At 60.0% G+C, this 16,176-nt stretch carries 14 protein-coding genes; 3 read left to right on the top strand and 11 right to left on the bottom strand.

The genetic code is table 11. The annotated features are described in order from the left end of the window. Nucleotides 1-109: 109 nt before the first annotated feature. Nucleotides 110-727 carry an FMN-dependent NADH-azoreductase gene (locus tag ACQZ5K_RS17120; RefSeq protein ID WP_080856228.1) on the top strand — a complete coding sequence of 206 codons (618 nt, stop codon included), beginning with the start codon at nt 110-112 and terminating at the stop codon, nt 725-727. A 42-nt stretch (nt 728-769) separates the two neighbouring features. Here the strand turns inward: ACQZ5K_RS17120 and ACQZ5K_RS17115 are convergent, their stop codons facing one another. From ACQZ5K_RS17115 to ilvA, 3 genes are all read right to left on the bottom strand, one after another. Beyond that, the gene (locus tag ACQZ5K_RS17115; RefSeq protein WP_448740927.1) at nt 770-2,035 is read right to left on the bottom strand and encodes a diguanylate cyclase; all 1,266 of its coding nucleotides are present in this window, start codon (nt 2,033-2,035) and stop codon (nt 770-772) included. A 117-nt stretch (nt 2,036-2,152) separates the two neighbouring features. Further along, nucleotides 2,153-2,464 carry an HlyU family transcriptional regulator gene (locus tag ACQZ5K_RS17110; protein WP_020811123.1) on the bottom strand — a complete coding sequence of 104 codons (312 nt, stop codon included), beginning with the start codon at nt 2,462-2,464 and terminating at the stop codon, nt 2,153-2,155. Nucleotides 2,465-2,539: 75 nt separating this feature from the next. After that, nucleotides 2,540-3,814, bottom strand: a complete 1,275-nt coding sequence (gene ilvA, locus ACQZ5K_RS17105) for a threonine ammonia-lyase (protein WP_020811122.1) — start codon at nt 3,812-3,814, stop codon at nt 2,540-2,542. A gap of 80 nt (nt 3,815-3,894) precedes the next feature. Here ilvA and ACQZ5K_RS17100 point away from each other — a divergent pair, with 80 nt between their 5' ends. Both ACQZ5K_RS17100 and ACQZ5K_RS17095 read left to right on the top strand, forming a co-directional pair. Next, entirely contained in the window at nt 3,895-5,352 is a 1,458-nt protein-coding gene (locus ACQZ5K_RS17100) for a TrkH family potassium uptake protein (RefSeq protein ID WP_020811121.1), read from the top strand. A 106-nt stretch (nt 5,353-5,458) separates the two neighbouring features. Further along, on the top strand, nt 5,459-5,713 hold the full coding sequence (locus ACQZ5K_RS17095; protein WP_003521591.1) for a heavy-metal-associated domain-containing protein: 255 nt from the start codon (nt 5,459-5,461) through the stop codon (nt 5,711-5,713). Between the two features lie 430 nt (nt 5,714-6,143). Here ACQZ5K_RS17095 and ACQZ5K_RS17090 read toward each other — a convergent pair whose 3' ends face one another. The 8 genes from ACQZ5K_RS17090 to ACQZ5K_RS17055 all read right to left on the bottom strand — a co-directional run bounded on the left by ACQZ5K_RS17090 (nt 6,144) and on the right by ACQZ5K_RS17055 (nt 16,053). Then, nucleotides 6,144-7,637: an ABC transporter substrate-binding protein gene (locus tag ACQZ5K_RS17090; RefSeq protein ID WP_448740926.1), complete on the bottom strand. Its 1,494-nt coding sequence runs from the start codon at nt 7,635-7,637 to the stop codon at nt 6,144-6,146. A gap of 230 nt (nt 7,638-7,867) precedes the next feature. Beyond that, a complete protein-coding gene (locus tag ACQZ5K_RS17085) occupies nt 7,868-8,878 on the bottom strand; it encodes an ABC transporter ATP-binding protein (RefSeq protein ID WP_448740925.1) in 1,011 nt (336 codons plus the stop codon). Between the two features lie 12 nt (nt 8,879-8,890). Then, the gene (locus ACQZ5K_RS17080; protein WP_269830790.1) at nt 8,891-9,973 is read right to left on the bottom strand and encodes an ABC transporter ATP-binding protein; all 1,083 of its coding nucleotides are present in this window, start codon (nt 9,971-9,973) and stop codon (nt 8,891-8,893) included. A gap of 139 nt (nt 9,974-10,112) precedes the next feature. After that, complete coding sequence (locus ACQZ5K_RS17075) at nt 10,113-11,018, bottom strand: ABC transporter permease (RefSeq protein WP_020810437.1); 906 nt, start codon at nt 11,016-11,018, stop codon at nt 10,113-10,115. Next, nucleotides 11,008-11,952: an ABC transporter permease gene (locus ACQZ5K_RS17070; protein WP_448740924.1), complete on the bottom strand. Its 945-nt coding sequence runs from the start codon at nt 11,950-11,952 to the stop codon at nt 11,008-11,010. Before ACQZ5K_RS17070 ends, ACQZ5K_RS17075 begins: the two co-directional genes overlap by 11 nt. Before the next feature lie 73 nt (nt 11,953-12,025). Next, nucleotides 12,026-12,514: a Cu(I)-responsive transcriptional regulator gene (gene cueR / locus ACQZ5K_RS17065; RefSeq protein ID WP_003520818.1), complete on the bottom strand. Its 489-nt coding sequence runs from the start codon at nt 12,512-12,514 to the stop codon at nt 12,026-12,028. Nucleotides 12,515-12,525: 11 nt separating this feature from the next. Then, the gene (locus ACQZ5K_RS17060; protein WP_080853185.1) at nt 12,526-13,536 is read right to left on the bottom strand and encodes a 2Fe-2S iron-sulfur cluster-binding protein; all 1,011 of its coding nucleotides are present in this window, start codon (nt 13,534-13,536) and stop codon (nt 12,526-12,528) included. A gap of 12 nt (nt 13,537-13,548) precedes the next feature. Further along, the gene (locus ACQZ5K_RS17055) at nt 13,549-16,053 is read right to left on the bottom strand and encodes a heavy metal translocating P-type ATPase (protein WP_448740923.1); all 2,505 of its coding nucleotides are present in this window, start codon (nt 16,051-16,053) and stop codon (nt 13,549-13,551) included. Between the last annotated feature and the right edge of the window lie 123 nt (nt 16,054-16,176).

The following is a 16,176-nucleotide window of genomic DNA, read 5'->3' as shown; positions in this document are numbered from 1 at the left end:
CAGTTTTCTTGATGGCAGTAATTTTTCATATAGAGCGCAAAGGAAGGGCGTCGTGCTCTCCCGCCCTCCCAAGGCGCCCGTCAATTCATCGCATATGCAAGGAAAGACCATGTCCAACATTCTTCTCATCACCTCCAGCCCGCGTGGCGACGAATCGGTTTCCAACAAGTTTGCCGGTGAACTCGCCAGCAAGCTGAAGGCCAAGTCGGCTTCCAACACCCTTGTCCATCGCGATCTCGCTGCTGACCCGATCCCGCATCTCGACACCGTCAAGACCGCCGCCATCCGCAAGGCGCCCGACCAGCGCACCGCCGAAGAAGCGGTTGCCGCCGATTATTCCGACAAGCTGGTAACCGAGCTTCTGGCCGCCGATACCGTCGTCATCGGCACCGGCCTCATCAATTTCAACATTTATTCCGGCCTGAAGTCGTGGATAGACAATGTCGCCCGCGCCGGCCAGACCTTCAAATACACCGAAACCGGCCCGGTCGGCCTCGCCACCGGCAAGAAGGTCTACATCGTTCTGGCTGCGGCCGGCGTTTACTCCGAAGGCCCGGCCGTATCGATGAACCATGCCGTTCCTTACCTGAAGACCGTTCTCGGCTTCATGGGCATGACCGATGTGGAAGTCATCTATGTCGAAGGCCTGGCATTCGGTCCGGAAGCCGTTGAAAAGGCTGTGGCCGCCGCTGAAGCCAAGGTTGCCGAGCTGGCGCAGGCCGCCTGAGACCTTTAAATGTCTGGGCGATGCCGGCCAAGATTGCCGGTATCAGCCGACCCACATTCCGTAACGGCCGTGGACCTGGTCCCGGCCGTTATTTTTTGCCGCATAGAGCCGTGCGTCGGCCTCCGATAGGAGCGCGCGGAAAAGCTGCCCATCCTCGAAAGCGGTGGCGACGCCGATACTGACGGTCAGCGGCGAACCGTCCGGCCGTTGCAGGTCCGCAAGGATCGCGGCCCGGAGACTGTCCGAAAATGCCAGCGCCGTTTCATGCGTCATCGCCGGCAGGAGCGCCACGAATTCCTCGCCGCCGAAGCGGTAGAGATGTCCCAGCGGCTGCACGGCGCGCTTCAGGACGGCAGCAAATTCCCGCAGGATCTCATCGCCCTGCAGGTGCCCGAACGTATCGTTGACGGTCTTGAAATGATCGATATCGACAATCAGCACGCTGACCGGTCGCTTTTTCTCAAGGCATTCCACGACAACCGAGGGCGCATCGAGTTCCATGCGGGCGCGGTCCGATACGCCGGTCAGCATATCGCGTCCGGAGCGGGACAGAAGCTCCTCGTAACGTTCCCTGAAAGTGAGATCGTTGAAGACATCGGCAACGCTGCGGCGTGTCAGAAAGCGGCCCTTGGCCGATGTTAGCCAGAGATAGGTGGCAAACAGCAGCGAATAGATGCCGACTGCCGCCATCTTCGCCTTCCAGCCATCGTAAAAGACATCGAGAGGTGCGTTGAACAACAATCGCAGCGCCCCATAAAAACCCGCCTGATCGAAACTCAGGATAACGACGCCGCAGATCGCGAAGCGCAGCACGATATGGCGCTGCAGATAACGCCCCAGCTTTTCGTAAAACAGGATGATGGCGATGGCGTCGATATAAAGCAGGCTGGTTCCCCATACCATCAGCACGCCCATCTCATCCAGAAATGCGGTGCTGACCGATTGCCCGGGAACAATCGCCACCGTCTGATGGAAACGGATGATCTGCGCCATGGCGACGGTCACTATATTGCCGAGAAACAGGCCGTAGATCGGCTGTCGAACGACCGCCGCGTCCTCCCGCATATAGAGCATGAGGATCATCATCAGCTTGCCGGCAAAAAGAATCGATGAGCCGGGCGACGCCACACCGAAAGGCAGCTGCACGTAAAAGACGGCCGCGAGATAGGTTTCGAGGAAGTGCATAACCCCCAGCGCGGTGAGAAAAACACCGATGCCGAGAATATGCCGGTAATGAAGGAAGGCCGTCATTACCGAGAAATAGACGACGGCTTCCGTCAGAAAGAGGGCGAGATTTGCCCATTGCATCGGCACATGCCTTACCTATCCGCGCCACGCGGCGTCAGTGGCGCGCGGCTTCACATTTTGAGAAGGATAGGCCGAAGCAAACAACGGAATCTTAATATCCGGGGCAAGAATGCGTCATCATTTTCCTGGGAAAAGCGAAGCGCCGTTCTGGTCGATGATGAGCTTCGCCTTGCGGATCGTGAACTCAACCGCATCGTCCATGCTGGTGAAGACGTCGGCGCGCACGAATTCATGCACCAGCACTTCATCGCCGGCCTTTTTTTCGATGCGGCCCGCCAGGCGGAACTGGCCGCCTTCCTTGATCGGCGTCGCATAGATCAGATAGTCGCCATGCGCATGCGGCTCCGCCTGGGCCGTCTTCTGCGGCGCGTCGGAGGACGGCTGGCCGGAGCCGAAGGCCGAGAGGATTTTGGAAAAAAACGATGCCATGGCTTTCACTCCCTCAATCTGTGTCAGTTTTGAAGGGCGGAGGCGATCCGCCCTTCCCTGCCTTTCGCTCCCCGATCAGATGATCAGGTTCGACAGGATGTCGTTTTCGGTGATGTCCTCATAACCGAGACCAGCGGCTTCGAAGCGTTCCAGCAGGCCGGCGAAGTTCTCCTTCGCGCTGGTTTCGATACCGATCAGGATCGAACCGAAATTGCGGGCCGATTTCTTCAGATATTCGAAACGGGCGATATCGTCATCCGGGCCGAGCAGGTTGAGGAAATCGCGCAGCGCGCCGGGGCGCTGCGGCAGGCGCAGAATGAAGTATTTCTTCACGCCCGTATAACGCATGGCGCGTTCCTTCACATCCGGAAGGCGCTCGAAATCGAAATTGCCGCCGGAAACCACGGCAATGACCGTCTTGCCTTCCAGCCTCTCGCGGCCGAGCTTTTCCAGCGCGGCAATCGCCAGCGCGCCGGCCGGCTCCAGCACCACGCCTTCGAGATTCAGCATCTCGATGATCGTCACGCAGATGGCGTTTTCCGGGATGAGCATGACCTGCTCGGCCGGAAAATCCTTCAGGGCCTTGAAGTTCAGGTCGCCAATGCGGGCAACGGCGGCGCCGTCGACGAAATTGTCGACCTTGGTGAGCGTCACCGGTTCGCCGCGTTCGAGGCTTTTCTTCAGGCTCGGCGCCCCTTCCGGCTCGCAGAACACGAAGTTCTCCTTGCGGACCGTGCCGGCGAGAAAGCCCGAAAGACCGGCAGAAAGACCGCCGCCGCCGACGGGCATGACGACGATATCCGGCTTCGTGCCTTCCGGAAGCTGATCCATGATCTCGGCGGCGACCGTCGCCTGGCCTTCGATGATGTCCTCATGGTCGAAGGGCGGCACCATGTAGCCGTCATTGTCCTCAACATATTTGCGGGCAGCGGCGTAACACTGGTCGAATATATCGCCCACCAGACGGATGCTGATGAATTCGCCGCCGAAGATGCGGGTCTTTTCGATCTTCTGCTGCGGTGTCGTCACCGGCATGAAAACAACGCCGTGAACACCGAAATGACGGCAGGCGAAAGCAAAGCCCTGCGCATGGTTGCCGGCCGAAGCACAGACGAAAACCTTGTTCTTGCCGGCCTTGGCCACCGCCTTGCGCAGGAAGTTGAATGCGCCTCTAATCTTGTAGGAACGAACCGGGGACAGATCCTCACGCTTCAGCCAAATCGACGCGCCATACCGACGGCTGAGATGTTCATTCAACTGCAACGGCGTTTCCGGGAATATTTCCCGCACTTCTCGCCGCGCTGCTTCCACAAGCTGCTTGTCCACGATAGTCAATCCATTGAAATTCATAATGGCACCCGCTATGCCATAGGAAGACGTCCGAGACAAAGACTCATTTCAGCGCGGCAACAAACTCCGGGTTTCATTTCTTGAACAGCAACCTTCTGCGCTCGGTCATATATGTGGCGTCCATCTTCGGGCTTTACATGGCGACGGCCATGTTCCTGCCGGCGCTCACCGATCTTTATTACGGCAATGACGACTGGATGGTGTTTGCGCTGTCAGGGTTCATGTGCGGGGGCTTTGCGCTTGCCTGCGCGCTGGCGACGCGCGGCCCGATTGCTGCCTTCAACAAACGTTTCGGCTTTCTGCTCGTCAACCTGCTCTGGCTGGTGTTTTCCATTGTCGGCGCGGTTCCGCTTTACCTGTCCGAACTCAACCTGACGCTCGGCCAGGCGCTGTTCGAATCCGTTTCCGCGATTACGACGACGGGGTCTACAGCCATTGCCGGTCTCGACAACGCGCCGCAGGGCATCCTTCTGTGGCGTTCGCTGCTGTGCTGGCTTGGCGGTATCGGTATCGTGGCGCTTGGCCTCTTCATCCTGCCGCTGCTGCGCGTTGGCGGCATGACCTTCTTCCGCATGGAATCTTCCGATACCGGCAACGACCGGCCTTTTGCGCGGCTGGCGAGCTTCACCCGGGCTTTCGTGGCCATTTACATCATCATGACGCTTGCCTGTACCATCGCTTACGATTTTGCCGGCATGTCGCATTTCGATGCGCTGAACCATGCCATGTCGACGGTCGCGACCGGCGGTTTTTCCACCCATGACGCGTCTTTCGCCTATTTCGACAATACGGCGCTCTTGTGGATCGCCACCATCTTCCTGATCTTCGGCAGCCTGCCCTTCTCGGTCATGATCCTGCTGGCCGTACGGCGGCGGCTGGAGACGCTGCGCGACCCGCAGATCGCCGTCTTCCTCGGTTATCTCTGTGCGATCTCGATTGCGGTCGGCGTCTACCATCATTTCAGGAACGGCGTGCCGCTGGATGACGCGCTCAGCCATTCCTTCTTCAATATGACCTCGATCCTTTCGACCGGCGGCTTTGCCAGCGACGATTATACGCTCTGGGGGCCTTTCGTCGTCGTCGTCGCCTTTTTCGCAACCTTCATGGGCGGCTGTTCCGGCTCGACGGCGGGCGGTATCAAGGCCTATCGTTTTCTCATCATGTTCAACGTGGTGCGCGCCGGGCTAAAAAAGCTGATCTATCCGAACGCGGTCTATTCGGTGCGTTACGGCCAGCAGGTGGTCGATCCCGATACGATCCGGACGATCTTCCTGTTCGTCAGCTGCTTCATTGCCCTGTGGATCGCCGGCAGCCTTGCCATGAGCCTGATGGGTTACGATTTCCTGACCGCCACCTCGGCCGTTGCGACCTCACTCGCCAATGTCGGGCCCGGCATCGGCCCGATCATCGGCCCGGCGGGGAATTTCTCCACCATCAGCGATCCCGCGCTTTATCTCCTCTCGGTCCTGATGCTGCTCGGACGTCTGGAAATCCTGACGGTTCTGGTGCTGCTGATGCCGATCTTCTGGCGCAGCTGATGTCGTGGCACACTTGTTGAGCGCCGGCGAATAAAGCGCTTGACCTTCCCACGTTGGAATAGTCCAGGCTCCTCCTGTTAGAATTCCAAACCATGGAGAACCGCCTATGTGTACCGCTCACCAGCATCACGCCGAAACCACCACGGCACCGGTCGATGCAGACCTTTCTTTTCACGTTGAAGACATGACCTGCGGTCACTGCGCCGGAGTGATCAAGGGCGCGATCGAAAAGACCGTTCCCGGCGCTGCCGTGCATGCCGATCCGGCAAGCCGCACGGTCGTGGTTGGCGGCGTCTCCGATGCAGCACGTATTGCCGAAATCATCACCGCTGCAGGCTATACGCCGGAAGCGCGCGCCTGATCCGAAGAGATACCGGCGGCGCTTCATCCCTGCAGCCGCCGGATCGCCCCACCTGCCCCGCTTCACGCTGCATTATGTGACGGTTTTGGACGGCATCCGTCCCTCTTTCCTCCCCGATGGCGAATGCCCTCTCCCTTTCAATCAGGGATGACGGAGGAGATTTTTCCAGTTTAATAAAGCGAATCATCCACATGCCGTCACACCGGCCTTGTGAACCTGTCTGTTCCCCTCCTCCGTCATTCCGGCCTTGAGCCGGAATCCAGCCGACGTGCGTCTGTACGGCGGGAAGACTCCTTTCAGCCCAAGGACTTGGGCTGGCTGGATTCCGGCTCAGGGCCGGAATGACGGAGGAGAGGTTCAAGGGCCTCATCACAAAAAAGATCCGGCTCTTGCGAGCCGGGTCCCTCTCAATCAGCACCGTCGCACCAACTTACTTTGTCGCCAGATCCTTGGTCATGACAAAATAGTTCAGCGGATGCGGCTTGTAGTTTTCGAGCTTTGCCGAATAGGCATCGAACACGGTCTCATGGATGAGGAAGACGGAGACGGCTTCGTCATAAATCTTCTTCGCCGCTTCGCCGTAAATGGCGTAACGCTTGGTGGGTTCGCCCGCCGAATAGGCGGATTTGATCAGCTTGTCCGTCTCCGCATTGCAATAATGCGAGATATTGTAGCTGCCGCCGCAGGTGTAGTCGGCATTCAGGAAACCGGCCGGTTCGGCGACATCAGTGGCGTAACCGCGAGACAGCAGCGCCATGTCGAAGTTGCCGGCCAGCATATCGGGCTCGATGGCGCTGTAATCGGCAACGCGGACATCGACCTTGATGCCGATTTCCTGCAACTGCGCCTGGATGATCGCCGCGACGTCCTTTAGTTCGGTCTTTGCAGTATAGGCAAGGAGCGTCACCTTAAGGCTGCCGGGTGCAACGCCGGCCTCTTTCAGCAGATCCTTGGCTTTTTCCACGTCATAAGCGGGTTTGGTTTCCTTTGCAGCCCACGGTTCGCCGGCCGCAAAAGGCATGGTCGCGCCCTTGACCACGCCTTCATAGATACTCTCGGCGATACCACCCGTATCGATGGCGGCCTGGATCGCCTGGCGCACCTTGATATTGTTGAAAGGCGGCTTTGAATTGTTCAGCAGCAACTCGGTGATACGCGGCGACGGGATTGGCGCGACCTTGACGCCATCGGTGGATTCGATGGTCTTGACCGTCCATGGCGGCACGAGCCGCGAAACCTGCGCTTCCCCGGTTCGGACCTGGGTGGCGCGTGTGTCGGCATCGGGCACGAAATTGACACGGCCGCCGGAAAGTTTCGGCATGCCGCCCCAATAGTCGTGATTGGCCGTCAGAACCATATGCTGGCTGGGATCGACCTCGGTGATCTTGAAAGGTCCGGTGCAGGTTCCGATCGGGTCGACCTTACCGTCCTTATAGGCGGATGGAGCAAGGATGGAGGTGGCGGGGCTTGCCATCTGCGCCGGCAGCAGCACAGAGGGTTCGATCGTCGTGATCTTCACCACATCATCGCCGCCGGCTTCGACGGCGGCAATCAGCTTCGGAGAGAAGGCACGGGCGGGCACGGGCGCTTTTAAGAGATTGCTGAGTGCATTGACCGCGGCCTTGGCATCGAGCGGTTCGCCGTTCTGGAACTTGACGTCCTTGCGCAGCTTGAATTCCCACACCTTGGGATCAGACTGCTTCCAGGACTCGGCGAGGCTTGGCTCCAGCTTCATGTCATAACCGACACGCACCAGGCTTTCGAAACAACCCGCACGCGAGCCGAGATAGGCGTCGTCGGAAGCCATCTGCCAGCCGGTCTTCACACCGAAATTATCGTCATAGGTAATCGTGGCGGCCTCTGCCGCATGCGTTCCAAACGAAACCACAATGGCGCATGACGCCAAAAGTGCGTGCTTCATCATAGAATATTCCCCTTTTATTTTTGATGACAACGCTCACAATTCGTATATTTTCACGAAATTTCACTCAATCATTACAAAGGCAATAAGAATACCCTATGGATATCTCTCGATTATCCATTCGAATATTATCTATTTTACGTTTTGTACTCGGAATTTTATTCCGATATTAATCCGTAAACACACAATTCATCTGTTTTTACGGCAACAGAAAACTGTAACTGCGTTGTCCGTCAGCCCCATTCCCGCCAGCGATGGCAGCGCGCGAAATGCTCGCCGGAAACGCCTTCCAGAACGGGTTCCACCTCGCCGCATATCCCGGTCGCATATTTGCAGCGGGTGTGGAATTTGCAGCCGTTGGGAGGATTGAGAGGGCTCGGCAGATCGCCGTCCAGAAGCATCTCCGGTGCATATAACCCCGTCTCGTCCAGCATCGAGGATGCAATGAGAGCCTTGGTATAGGGGTGCTTCGGCGCCCGGAAAAGTTCCTCCCGGTCGGCTATCTCAACGACGCGTCCGAGATACATCACGGCGATGCGATCACAGAGATAACGCACCACGCGCAGATCGTGGGAAATCATCAGAACCGTCAAACCGTGACGGCGCTTCATGTCCATCAGAAGGTTCAGGATCTGCGTGCGCATCGAGGCGTCGAGCGCCGATGTCGGCTCGTCGCAGACAAGGAAGCTCGGATTGAGAAGCAGGGCGCGGCCGATGACGACGCGCTGCAACTGTCCGCCGGAACACTGGCTCGGATACCGATCGTAAAAAGAGCCGTCGAGGCCGACCTCTTCCAGCATCCGGAAAACCCGGGCCGTGCGCTCCTCGCGCGTGCCGATGCCATGCTGGGCAAGCGGCGCTTCCATGCTCTGGCCGATACGCATGCGCGGATCGAGTGCGGAATAAGGGTCCTGAAACACCAGTTGCACGACCCGGCGCATGCGCCGCAGCGCCTCGCCCTGCATGTGCAGCATATCGTTCTGCCCGATGCTGACCTCGCCTTTCGTTGCGTGGGTCAGCCGCGTAATCAGCCCGGCAACCGTGCTTTTGCCGCATCCGGATTCACCGACGAGACCAAGCACTTCCCCCTCACCGATCGTCAGGGAAACATCGTCGACGGATTTCACCACACGGTGACCGAAGCCCGATATGGGATAATATTTGCAAAGGTTCTTCGCGACCACGAAGGGCCGCTTGCCGTTTTCCGCCGATGGCGGGGTCTGTGTCGTCGCTGTCGCTAGCATCGTCGCCCTCCCTCAGCAGACCGTGTGACCGGCATGATCGTGACCGGCATGATCGTGGTTGGCATGGTCGTGACCGACCGCCCAGCACCGCGCCTTGCGCCCTTCGGGCAAGGCATTCAGATCCGGTTCCGAGGCCATGCAGCGGCCGCTCATGCCTGCCGAATTGGCAAGCGCGCAGCGCGGATGAAACCGGCAGCCGCAGGACATGTCATGGGCCTGCGCACTGGAGCCGGGGATCGTCAGCAACTGCCCCTCGCTGTCGGTGGTCAACAGCGAACAGCTGATGAGCGCCTTGGTATAGGGGTGCTGCGGCGCCTTGAGGATCGCCTGGGTCGGCCCCTCCTCGACGATGCGGCCGGCATACATGACCGCGATCCGGTCCGCGAAGGCGGCGACGACCGAGAGATCGTGGGTGATGAGCAGCGTGGCAAGCCGGCGCTTGCGGCGCTCGTCGTCGAGCAGGCGCAGGATTTGTGCCTGAACGGTGACATCAAGCGCCGTCGTCGGTTCGTCTGCGATCAGAAGCTGCGGATTGCCGGAGAGTGCGGCCGCAATCATCACACGTTGCGCCATGCCGCCGGAAAGCTCATGCGCAAAGCACTGCGCCCGCGCCGACGGATCGGGAATGCCGACATCCGACAGAAGGCCGACGACCCGGTTAAGTGCGGCATGCCGGCTCATTTTACGGTGAATCCAGAGCGGCTCCGCCACCTGCGTCCTCACCCGGCTTGTCGGGTCGAGCATGGCTTGCGGCTGCTGGAACAGCATGCTGATATCGGCGCCGCGCAGCGCATCGAGTTCGGAAGATGACAGAGCGAGAATGTCGCGCCCGGCAAAGGAAATGCGGCCGGAATTGATTTCCGCGCCCTGCGGCAAAAGCCGCATCAGCGACAGCGCCGTCATGCTCTTGCCCGACCCGGATTCGCCGACGAGAGCGACGACTTCTCCGGCGTTGACGGAAAGCGTCAGGCCCGAAATAACAAACTTGCGACCATTTTGCGCCGGCACGGAAACGTGCAGGTCCTCTATCTCCAGAAGCGGTGCGCATTCAGGGGACATGGCCGTATTGGCAAGCGTTTGTCCTTCGATATTCATAAGAGTTCCCCTTATTTTTATTGAATCGGAGGCATTGCGTATTCTTCATGCGGCTTCAGACGATATTACTCTCCTTCCGGTTCCGTTGCGTCATCTATGTTTGACAATCGTCAAATCGACCATTGCCCGTTGGCAGGCGTCAATGACCGTTGGTTTTCTTCGTTTCCAGGTTCAGGCCATGGCCGATCCACGTCACGCTCAGCGCCGCCAGGAAAATCGCCAGACCCGGTGCGATGACGAGAACGGGCATCCGTTCCGCGTAAGCCTGCGCATCGGCCAGCATCAGCGCCCAGTCGGCGGCCGGCGGCTGTACGCCAAGGCCCAGAAACGACAATCCGCCCACCGTGATCAGCTTGTGGCCAAAGCGCAGGAACGCCACGGCCGCAATGGGCCAGATCGTGTTGGGAATGATATGCCGGAAGATGATGAAGCGCCGTGTGCAGCCGAGCACCTCTGCCGCGCGGATATATTCGCGGGAATTGATCGAGAGCGTCAGCCCCCGCGCCAGCCGCGCAAAAGGTGTCCAGCCAACGATGGTCAGCGACGCGATCAGCGTGCCATATCCCGGACCGAAAATGGCGACGAGGAAAATCGCAATCACCACGTCCGGTATGGCGATGAGCAGGTCCACGATGCGCATCAGCACTTCGTCGAGGATGCCACGGCTGCGGCCGCTGATGATGCCGATGAAGGTTCCGATCACGACCGACAGAATGACGGTGATGGCGGCAATCGTGACCGTGAAGCGGCCGCCGATCAACAACCGGCTCAAGACATCCCGCCCGAGATGGTCCGTCCCCAGCCAATAGGCGGCGCTCGGCGCATTCAGCCTGAGCCGAAGGCTCTGCTTTGCCGGATCATAGGGCGAAATCCACGGCGCGATCACCAGCAGCAGGATGATGACGAGAAAAATCGCCGATCCCGCATAGAAGGTCCAGTGCCGACGGCGGATGAAATCCGTGAACCGGGCGAGGTTCGAAGGGCGCTTGGGCGTGGTCATCGGCATGGCGGCGGCAGACGCGCTCGGGAAGTGGCTAATGGTCATGGTGAGCTCGCATTGCTGGATTGATCAGGACATAAAAGCTGTCGGCCAGGGTATTGATCAGGATGGAGAGCGCCACGATGCAGATGAAACCGCCCTGCAGCATCGGAATATCGCGATTGACCACGGCGTCGTAGAGAAGACGGCCCATGCCGGGAATGGCGAAGATCACTTCCACGACCACCGATCCGCCAAGCAGGCCGGCAAGCCACAGGGCGAAGAAGGTGACCACCGGCAGCGAGCCGTTGCGGATGCCGTGGCGCATAACCGTGCCATGCATGCCGAGACCGCGGCTGCGGGCCGCCGTGATATAGGGCGCGCGCAGAACCTCGGCCATTGCCGCCCGCGTCACCTGGGTGAAATAGGCGAGCGGCCGCAACGTCAGGGTAAGTGCGGGAAGCACCAGCGAACGCCAGCTATCCCATCCGGCCGAGGGTAACCAGCCGAGATAGAGCGCGAAGACCAGCGCCGACATGGGCGCAAACCAGTATTCGGGCGTTGCAACGAAGGTCTGGATCATCAGCGTCGCGAAATTGTCCAGCCGACCGCCGGGACGCATCGCCGCCAGGGTGCCGAGCGGCAGGGCGACGGCCACCGCGACCGCCAGCGCCGTCAGCGCCAGCGTCACCGACACCCAGAGCGATCGCAAAAGCTCGGCGGCGACCGGCTGGCTGCTGGTGAAGGAAAATCCGAGATCGCCCCGCAGCGCGCCCGACAACCATGCGAAATATTGCGCATAGAGCGGGCGGTCCAGTCCGAGGCTGACCCTGAGCGCCTCGACCGCGTGAGGATCGAGCGCCGTATCGCGCATGCGCGACATGAGAATGGTGCGGGCCGGATCGCCGCCCGCCATATAGGGCAGAAGAAACGCGATGACGGACACGATCGCCAGCATCAGGCACAGAATAAGGAAGCGCTGTATTATCTGTATCCACATGGCTTGGTCTCCTTCACCACAATTGGCGTCTGCACTGCAATCCACGCCCGTTTCCCAAAAGGAAAACGGCCGCTTATTTCACCGGGCGCTGTAGATCCATCACCGGACCGGAGGTGCCCTTCAGCATTCCGGTGCGCTTGGGCACGATGGCCACGGTCGTAAAATCGATATCCTCGGCATGGGCGAGATCATGGATGATCGGGCAATCCGGCTCACCGTTGTCAGGGCAATAGGTTGCGAGGTTTCGCAGCGTATCGGCCATCTCGCGAAGCGTATGCATCTTCGCTTCCAGATCGACGACATGTTCCATGACGATGCGTTTGACATCGCAGGAGGCGCCGCCCGGATCGCGCCAGAGCGTCATGAGCTGCCTGATCTTTTCGATGGAAAAACCGAGATCGCGTCCGCGCCGGATGAAACGCAGCGTTTCCAGATCATTGGCCGTATAGACCCTGTATCCCGACTCCGTACGGTTTGCCGATTTGATCAGGCCGATTGTCTCGTAATGCCTGATCATCTTCGCAGAAACACCGGATGCGGTGGCGGCTGTGCCAATATTCATCGATCCTGCTCCTATCTTTCCGGGGTGAAAAACACGTCTGCATGAATGTCGGCGGTGCGCATGCCGCGCGCCAGAAGCTGCGGCACCGTCGCCTCGATCATGGCCGGCGGGCCTGCAATATAGGCTTTCCAGCCATCGAGATCGTCGAAATCATCCGCCACGGCCGCACCGACATAACCGCACCGGATATCGGCATGTTCCTCATGCGAGAGCACCGGAACGAAACTCAGATTGCCATGCCGCGCGGCAAGATCGCCGAAGCGGTCGAGCATATAGAGATCACGCTCGGCGCGCGCGCCGAAATAGACATGAACCGGTCGTTCGCGGCCCGTTGCGAGCGCCGCCTCGACAACGGCCTTGACGGGAGCGAGCCCCGAACCGCCGGCAATGCCGAGGATCGGCCCGCAATGTTTTTCCCGCAGAAACGAAGAGCCGAAAGGCCCGACTATCGTGACGGGGTCACCCGCGCTGGCGAGCGAGAAGATGCGGCTGCTCGTCATGCCGCCGGGAACATGCCGGATGTGGAATTCAATCAGTTCCTCATCCACCCTGCTGGCAATGGAATAATCGCGCGGCGAACAGTCGGGATAAAGCAGGCGCACATATTGTCCGGGTTTGAAGGTAAACCGCCCGCGATCGTCAAGCCGGATGCGGATGAGCTTGATATCATGCGTCGCGTCCACCGCCTCCGCAACCACGCCCTCAAAGCGGCCGGTCGGAATATCGGCGATCTCATCCGCCCCGTCGAGCCAGCTGATCGTCATGTCGCTCAGCGGCACGGCACGGCAGGCGAGCGTCAGGCCATCGGCTTTATCCTCTTCGGTCAAGGAGAAGGGCGTATGCTTGAGAAGATCGATTTCGCCGGAAATGAGATGAGACTTGCAGGCGCCGCAGCGGCCCATGCGACAGCCATGCGGATAAGTAACCCCTGCCGCCAGTGCGGCCTGAAGCACGGTCTCACCCTGCGCCGCCATGATGCTGCGTCCGATCTGCGGCAGATAGATTGTGTTGCCAGGCGTCATCATGTCCGCCTCCTATTCGGCCGCTGCGAGCTGCATGCCGGACGATCTGTCCACCAGCGGCGCGCGGAAGCTTTTCAGGCGCAGCGCGTTCGTCAATACGAAGACGCTGGAAAGCGCCATGGCTCCGGCGGCAAGGACAGGCGACAGCAGAACGCCGTTGACAGGATACAATATTCCGGCCGCCACGGGAACGAGAGCGGCATTGTAAGCGAAGGCCCAGAACAGATTCTGGCCGATATTGCGGATCGTGGCCTTGGAGAGCGCGATGGCATTGGCGACGCCGCGCAAATCGCCAGACATCAGCACCACATCGGCGCTTTCAATGGCGACATCCGTGCCCGTGCCGATAGCAAGGCCGACATCGGCGGCGGCCAGCGCCGGCGCATCGTTGATGCCATCGCCGACAAAGGCGACACGTCGCCCGCCGGCGGCAAGCCTCTTGACGGCCTCCACCTTGCCGTCGGGCAGCACTTCCGCAACAACCTCGTCAATGCCGAGGCGGCGGGCGATGGCTTCAGCGGTGCGGCGATTGTCACCCGTGATCATCGTGACCTTGAGGCCGAGCGCATGCAGCGCCGCAATCGCTTCCGGGGTGGTTTGCTTGACCGGATCGGCAACCGCGACGATCGCGGCCAGCCTGCCATCGACGGCGGCGTAAAGCGGTGACTGCCCTTCCCTGCCCAGCCGCTCGGCATCGTCTGCGAACATCGCGACATCGTAACCGAGCTTCGCCATGAACCGGTCCGCGCCCGCTTCCACCCTGCGGCCGTCGACCATGGCTGCAACACCAAATCCGGGGGTCGCCTCGAAGCCTTCCGCATCGGCAAGCGTCAGGCCGCCATGTTTCGCAGCCTCAACGATCGCTTCGGCAATCGGATGTTCGGAATGGTTCTCCAGCGAGGCGACGAGGCGCAACACCTCATCCGCATCGAAGCCCTCTGTCGTGGTAAAATGCACCAGTTTCGGCTTGCCGAGCGTCAGGGTGCCGGTCTTGTCGACGGCGATCACATCGGCATCGCGGAGCGTCTGGAGCGCATCGCCGCGGCGGAACAGCACGCCCATTTCGGCGGCGCGGCCGGTGCCGACCATGATCGAGGTCGGCGTGGCAAGGCCCATGGCGCAGGGACAGGCGATGATAAGCACCGCAACCGCATTGACGAGCGCGAAGGTCAAGGCCGGATCAGGCCCGAACATGAACCAGACGATGAAGGTGGCGAGCGCTGCCAGCATCACCGCCGGCACGAACCAGTTGGTCACCTTGTCCACCAGCGCCTGAATGGGCAGCTTGTCGGCCTGCGCCTCCTCGACCATGCGGATGATCTGGGCGATCAGCGTATCGGCGCCGACCTTGGTGGCGCGGAAGGTGAAAGAACCGTTGCGGTTGACCGTGCCGCCGACGACTTCGGACCCCGCCGCCTTGGTGACCGGCACCGGTTCGCCTGTGATCATCGATTCATCGACATAGGAAGAGCCACTGAGGACCAGCCCATCGACCGGCACCTTCTCGCCGGGGCGAACGACGATCACATCGCCGGTGCGCACATCCTGCAACGGCACATCGATGGTTTCGCCATCGCGCAGCACGCGAGCGGACTTGGCCTGCAGGCCGACGAGCCGCTTTATCGCCTCGCTGGTGCGGCCTTTGGCGCGCGCTTCCAGAAAACGTCCGAGAAGGATGAGCGTGACGATGACCGCCGCCGCCTCGTAATAGACATTGGCCGTGCCGCTCGGCAGGATTTTGGGCATGAAGGTTGCGACAACCGAAAATCCCCAGGCGGCGGCGGTGCCCAGCACGACGAGCGAATTCATGTCCGGCGCCAGCCGCAGAAGTGCGGGTATGCCCTTTTTGAAGAAGCGCAGGCCGGGCCCGAACAGAACCAGCGTCGTCAGCGCAAATTGCAGATACCAGCTTTCCTGCATGCCGACCGTTTCCATCACGAAATCATGGATGGCGGGCACCAGATGCGACCCCATTTCCAGCACGAAAACCGGTAGCGTCAGAACAACGGCGACGGCGAGGCTGATTTTGAGGCTGCGCAGTTCCGCCTCGCGCTTGTCCTGCTCTCCATCTCTGGCTTTGTCGGCGACAACCTCGTTCGCCTTATAGCCCGCCCGCTGGATGGCGTCCGCTAGATTGGCCGCAGAGGCGGCGTTGCCGGCGACGCGGACGGTGGCGCGCTCCGTCGCCAGATTGACGCTTGCACCGGAAACACCGGATACGGCCTTCAACGCCTTTTCGACACGTCCGACACAGGAGGCGCAGGTCATGCCCTCAATATCGAGTTCGATGGTTTTCTCTTCGACGCTGTAACCGGCCTGCCGCACTGCCTCGATAACGGCTGGCACATCCGGCGGCCCGGAAAAGGAAATGTCGGCACGTTCCGTTGCCAGATTGACCGAAGCTTTCAGAACGCCCGGCACCTTGGCAATCGCCTTTTCAACGCGGCCGACACAGGAGGCGCATGTCATGCCATCGATCGCAATCTGATGGCTCGCCCGGATCTCCATTTGTGACATGCGTATGACCCCTCTTTTCTTGTGTTAAAAAAAAGATAGGGCTTCCCATCGTGGCAAGGTCAATAGGTTCTTTTTGATGATTTTCAAGTGACCATGCCGTGCACGTGAACGGGTGTTTTACGC

This window comes from Agrobacterium sp. 22-226-1, assembly GCF_053522345.1.
This window is presented reverse-complemented; position numbering and strand designations above follow the sequence as displayed.

Bases quoted from the DNA above. Each gene is read 5' to 3' on its own strand.
- ACQZ5K_RS17090 (WP_448740926.1), bottom strand. From the start codon at position 7,637: ATGATGAAGCACGCACTTTTGGCGTCATGCGCCATTGTGGTTTCGTTT.
- ACQZ5K_RS17120 (WP_080856228.1), top strand. From the start codon at position 110: ATGTCCAACATTCTTCTCATCACCTCCAGCCCGCGTGGCGACGAATCG.
- ACQZ5K_RS17085 (WP_448740925.1), bottom strand. From the start codon at position 8,878: ATGCTAGCGACAGCGACGACACAGACCCCGCCATCGGCGGAAAACGGC.
- ACQZ5K_RS17070 (WP_448740924.1), bottom strand. From the start codon at position 11,952: ATGTGGATACAGATAATACAGCGCTTCCTTATTCTGTGCCTGATGCTG.
- ACQZ5K_RS17060 (WP_080853185.1), bottom strand. From the start codon at position 13,536: ATGACGCCTGGCAACACAATCTATCTGCCGCAGATCGGACGCAGCATC.
- ACQZ5K_RS17095 (WP_003521591.1), top strand. From the start codon at position 5,459: ATGTGTACCGCTCACCAGCATCACGCCGAAACCACCACGGCACCGGTC.
- ilvA (WP_020811122.1), bottom strand. From the start codon at position 3,814: ATGAATTTCAATGGATTGACTATCGTGGACAAGCAGCTTGTGGAAGCA.
- ACQZ5K_RS17115 (WP_448740927.1), bottom strand. From the start codon at position 2,035: ATGCAATGGGCAAATCTCGCCCTCTTTCTGACGGAAGCCGTCGTCTAT.
- cueR (WP_003520818.1), bottom strand. From the start codon at position 12,514: ATGAATATTGGCACAGCCGCCACCGCATCCGGTGTTTCTGCGAAGATG.
- ACQZ5K_RS17055 (WP_448740923.1), bottom strand. From the start codon at position 16,053: ATGTCACAAATGGAGATCCGGGCGAGCCATCAGATTGCGATCGATGGC.
- ACQZ5K_RS17080 (WP_269830790.1), bottom strand. From the start codon at position 9,973: ATGAATATCGAAGGACAAACGCTTGCCAATACGGCCATGTCCCCTGAA.
- ACQZ5K_RS17110 (WP_020811123.1), bottom strand. From the start codon at position 2,464: ATGGCATCGTTTTTTTCCAAAATCCTCTCGGCCTTCGGCTCCGGCCAG.
- ACQZ5K_RS17075 (WP_020810437.1), bottom strand. From the start codon at position 11,018: ATGACCATTAGCCACTTCCCGAGCGCGTCTGCCGCCGCCATGCCGATG.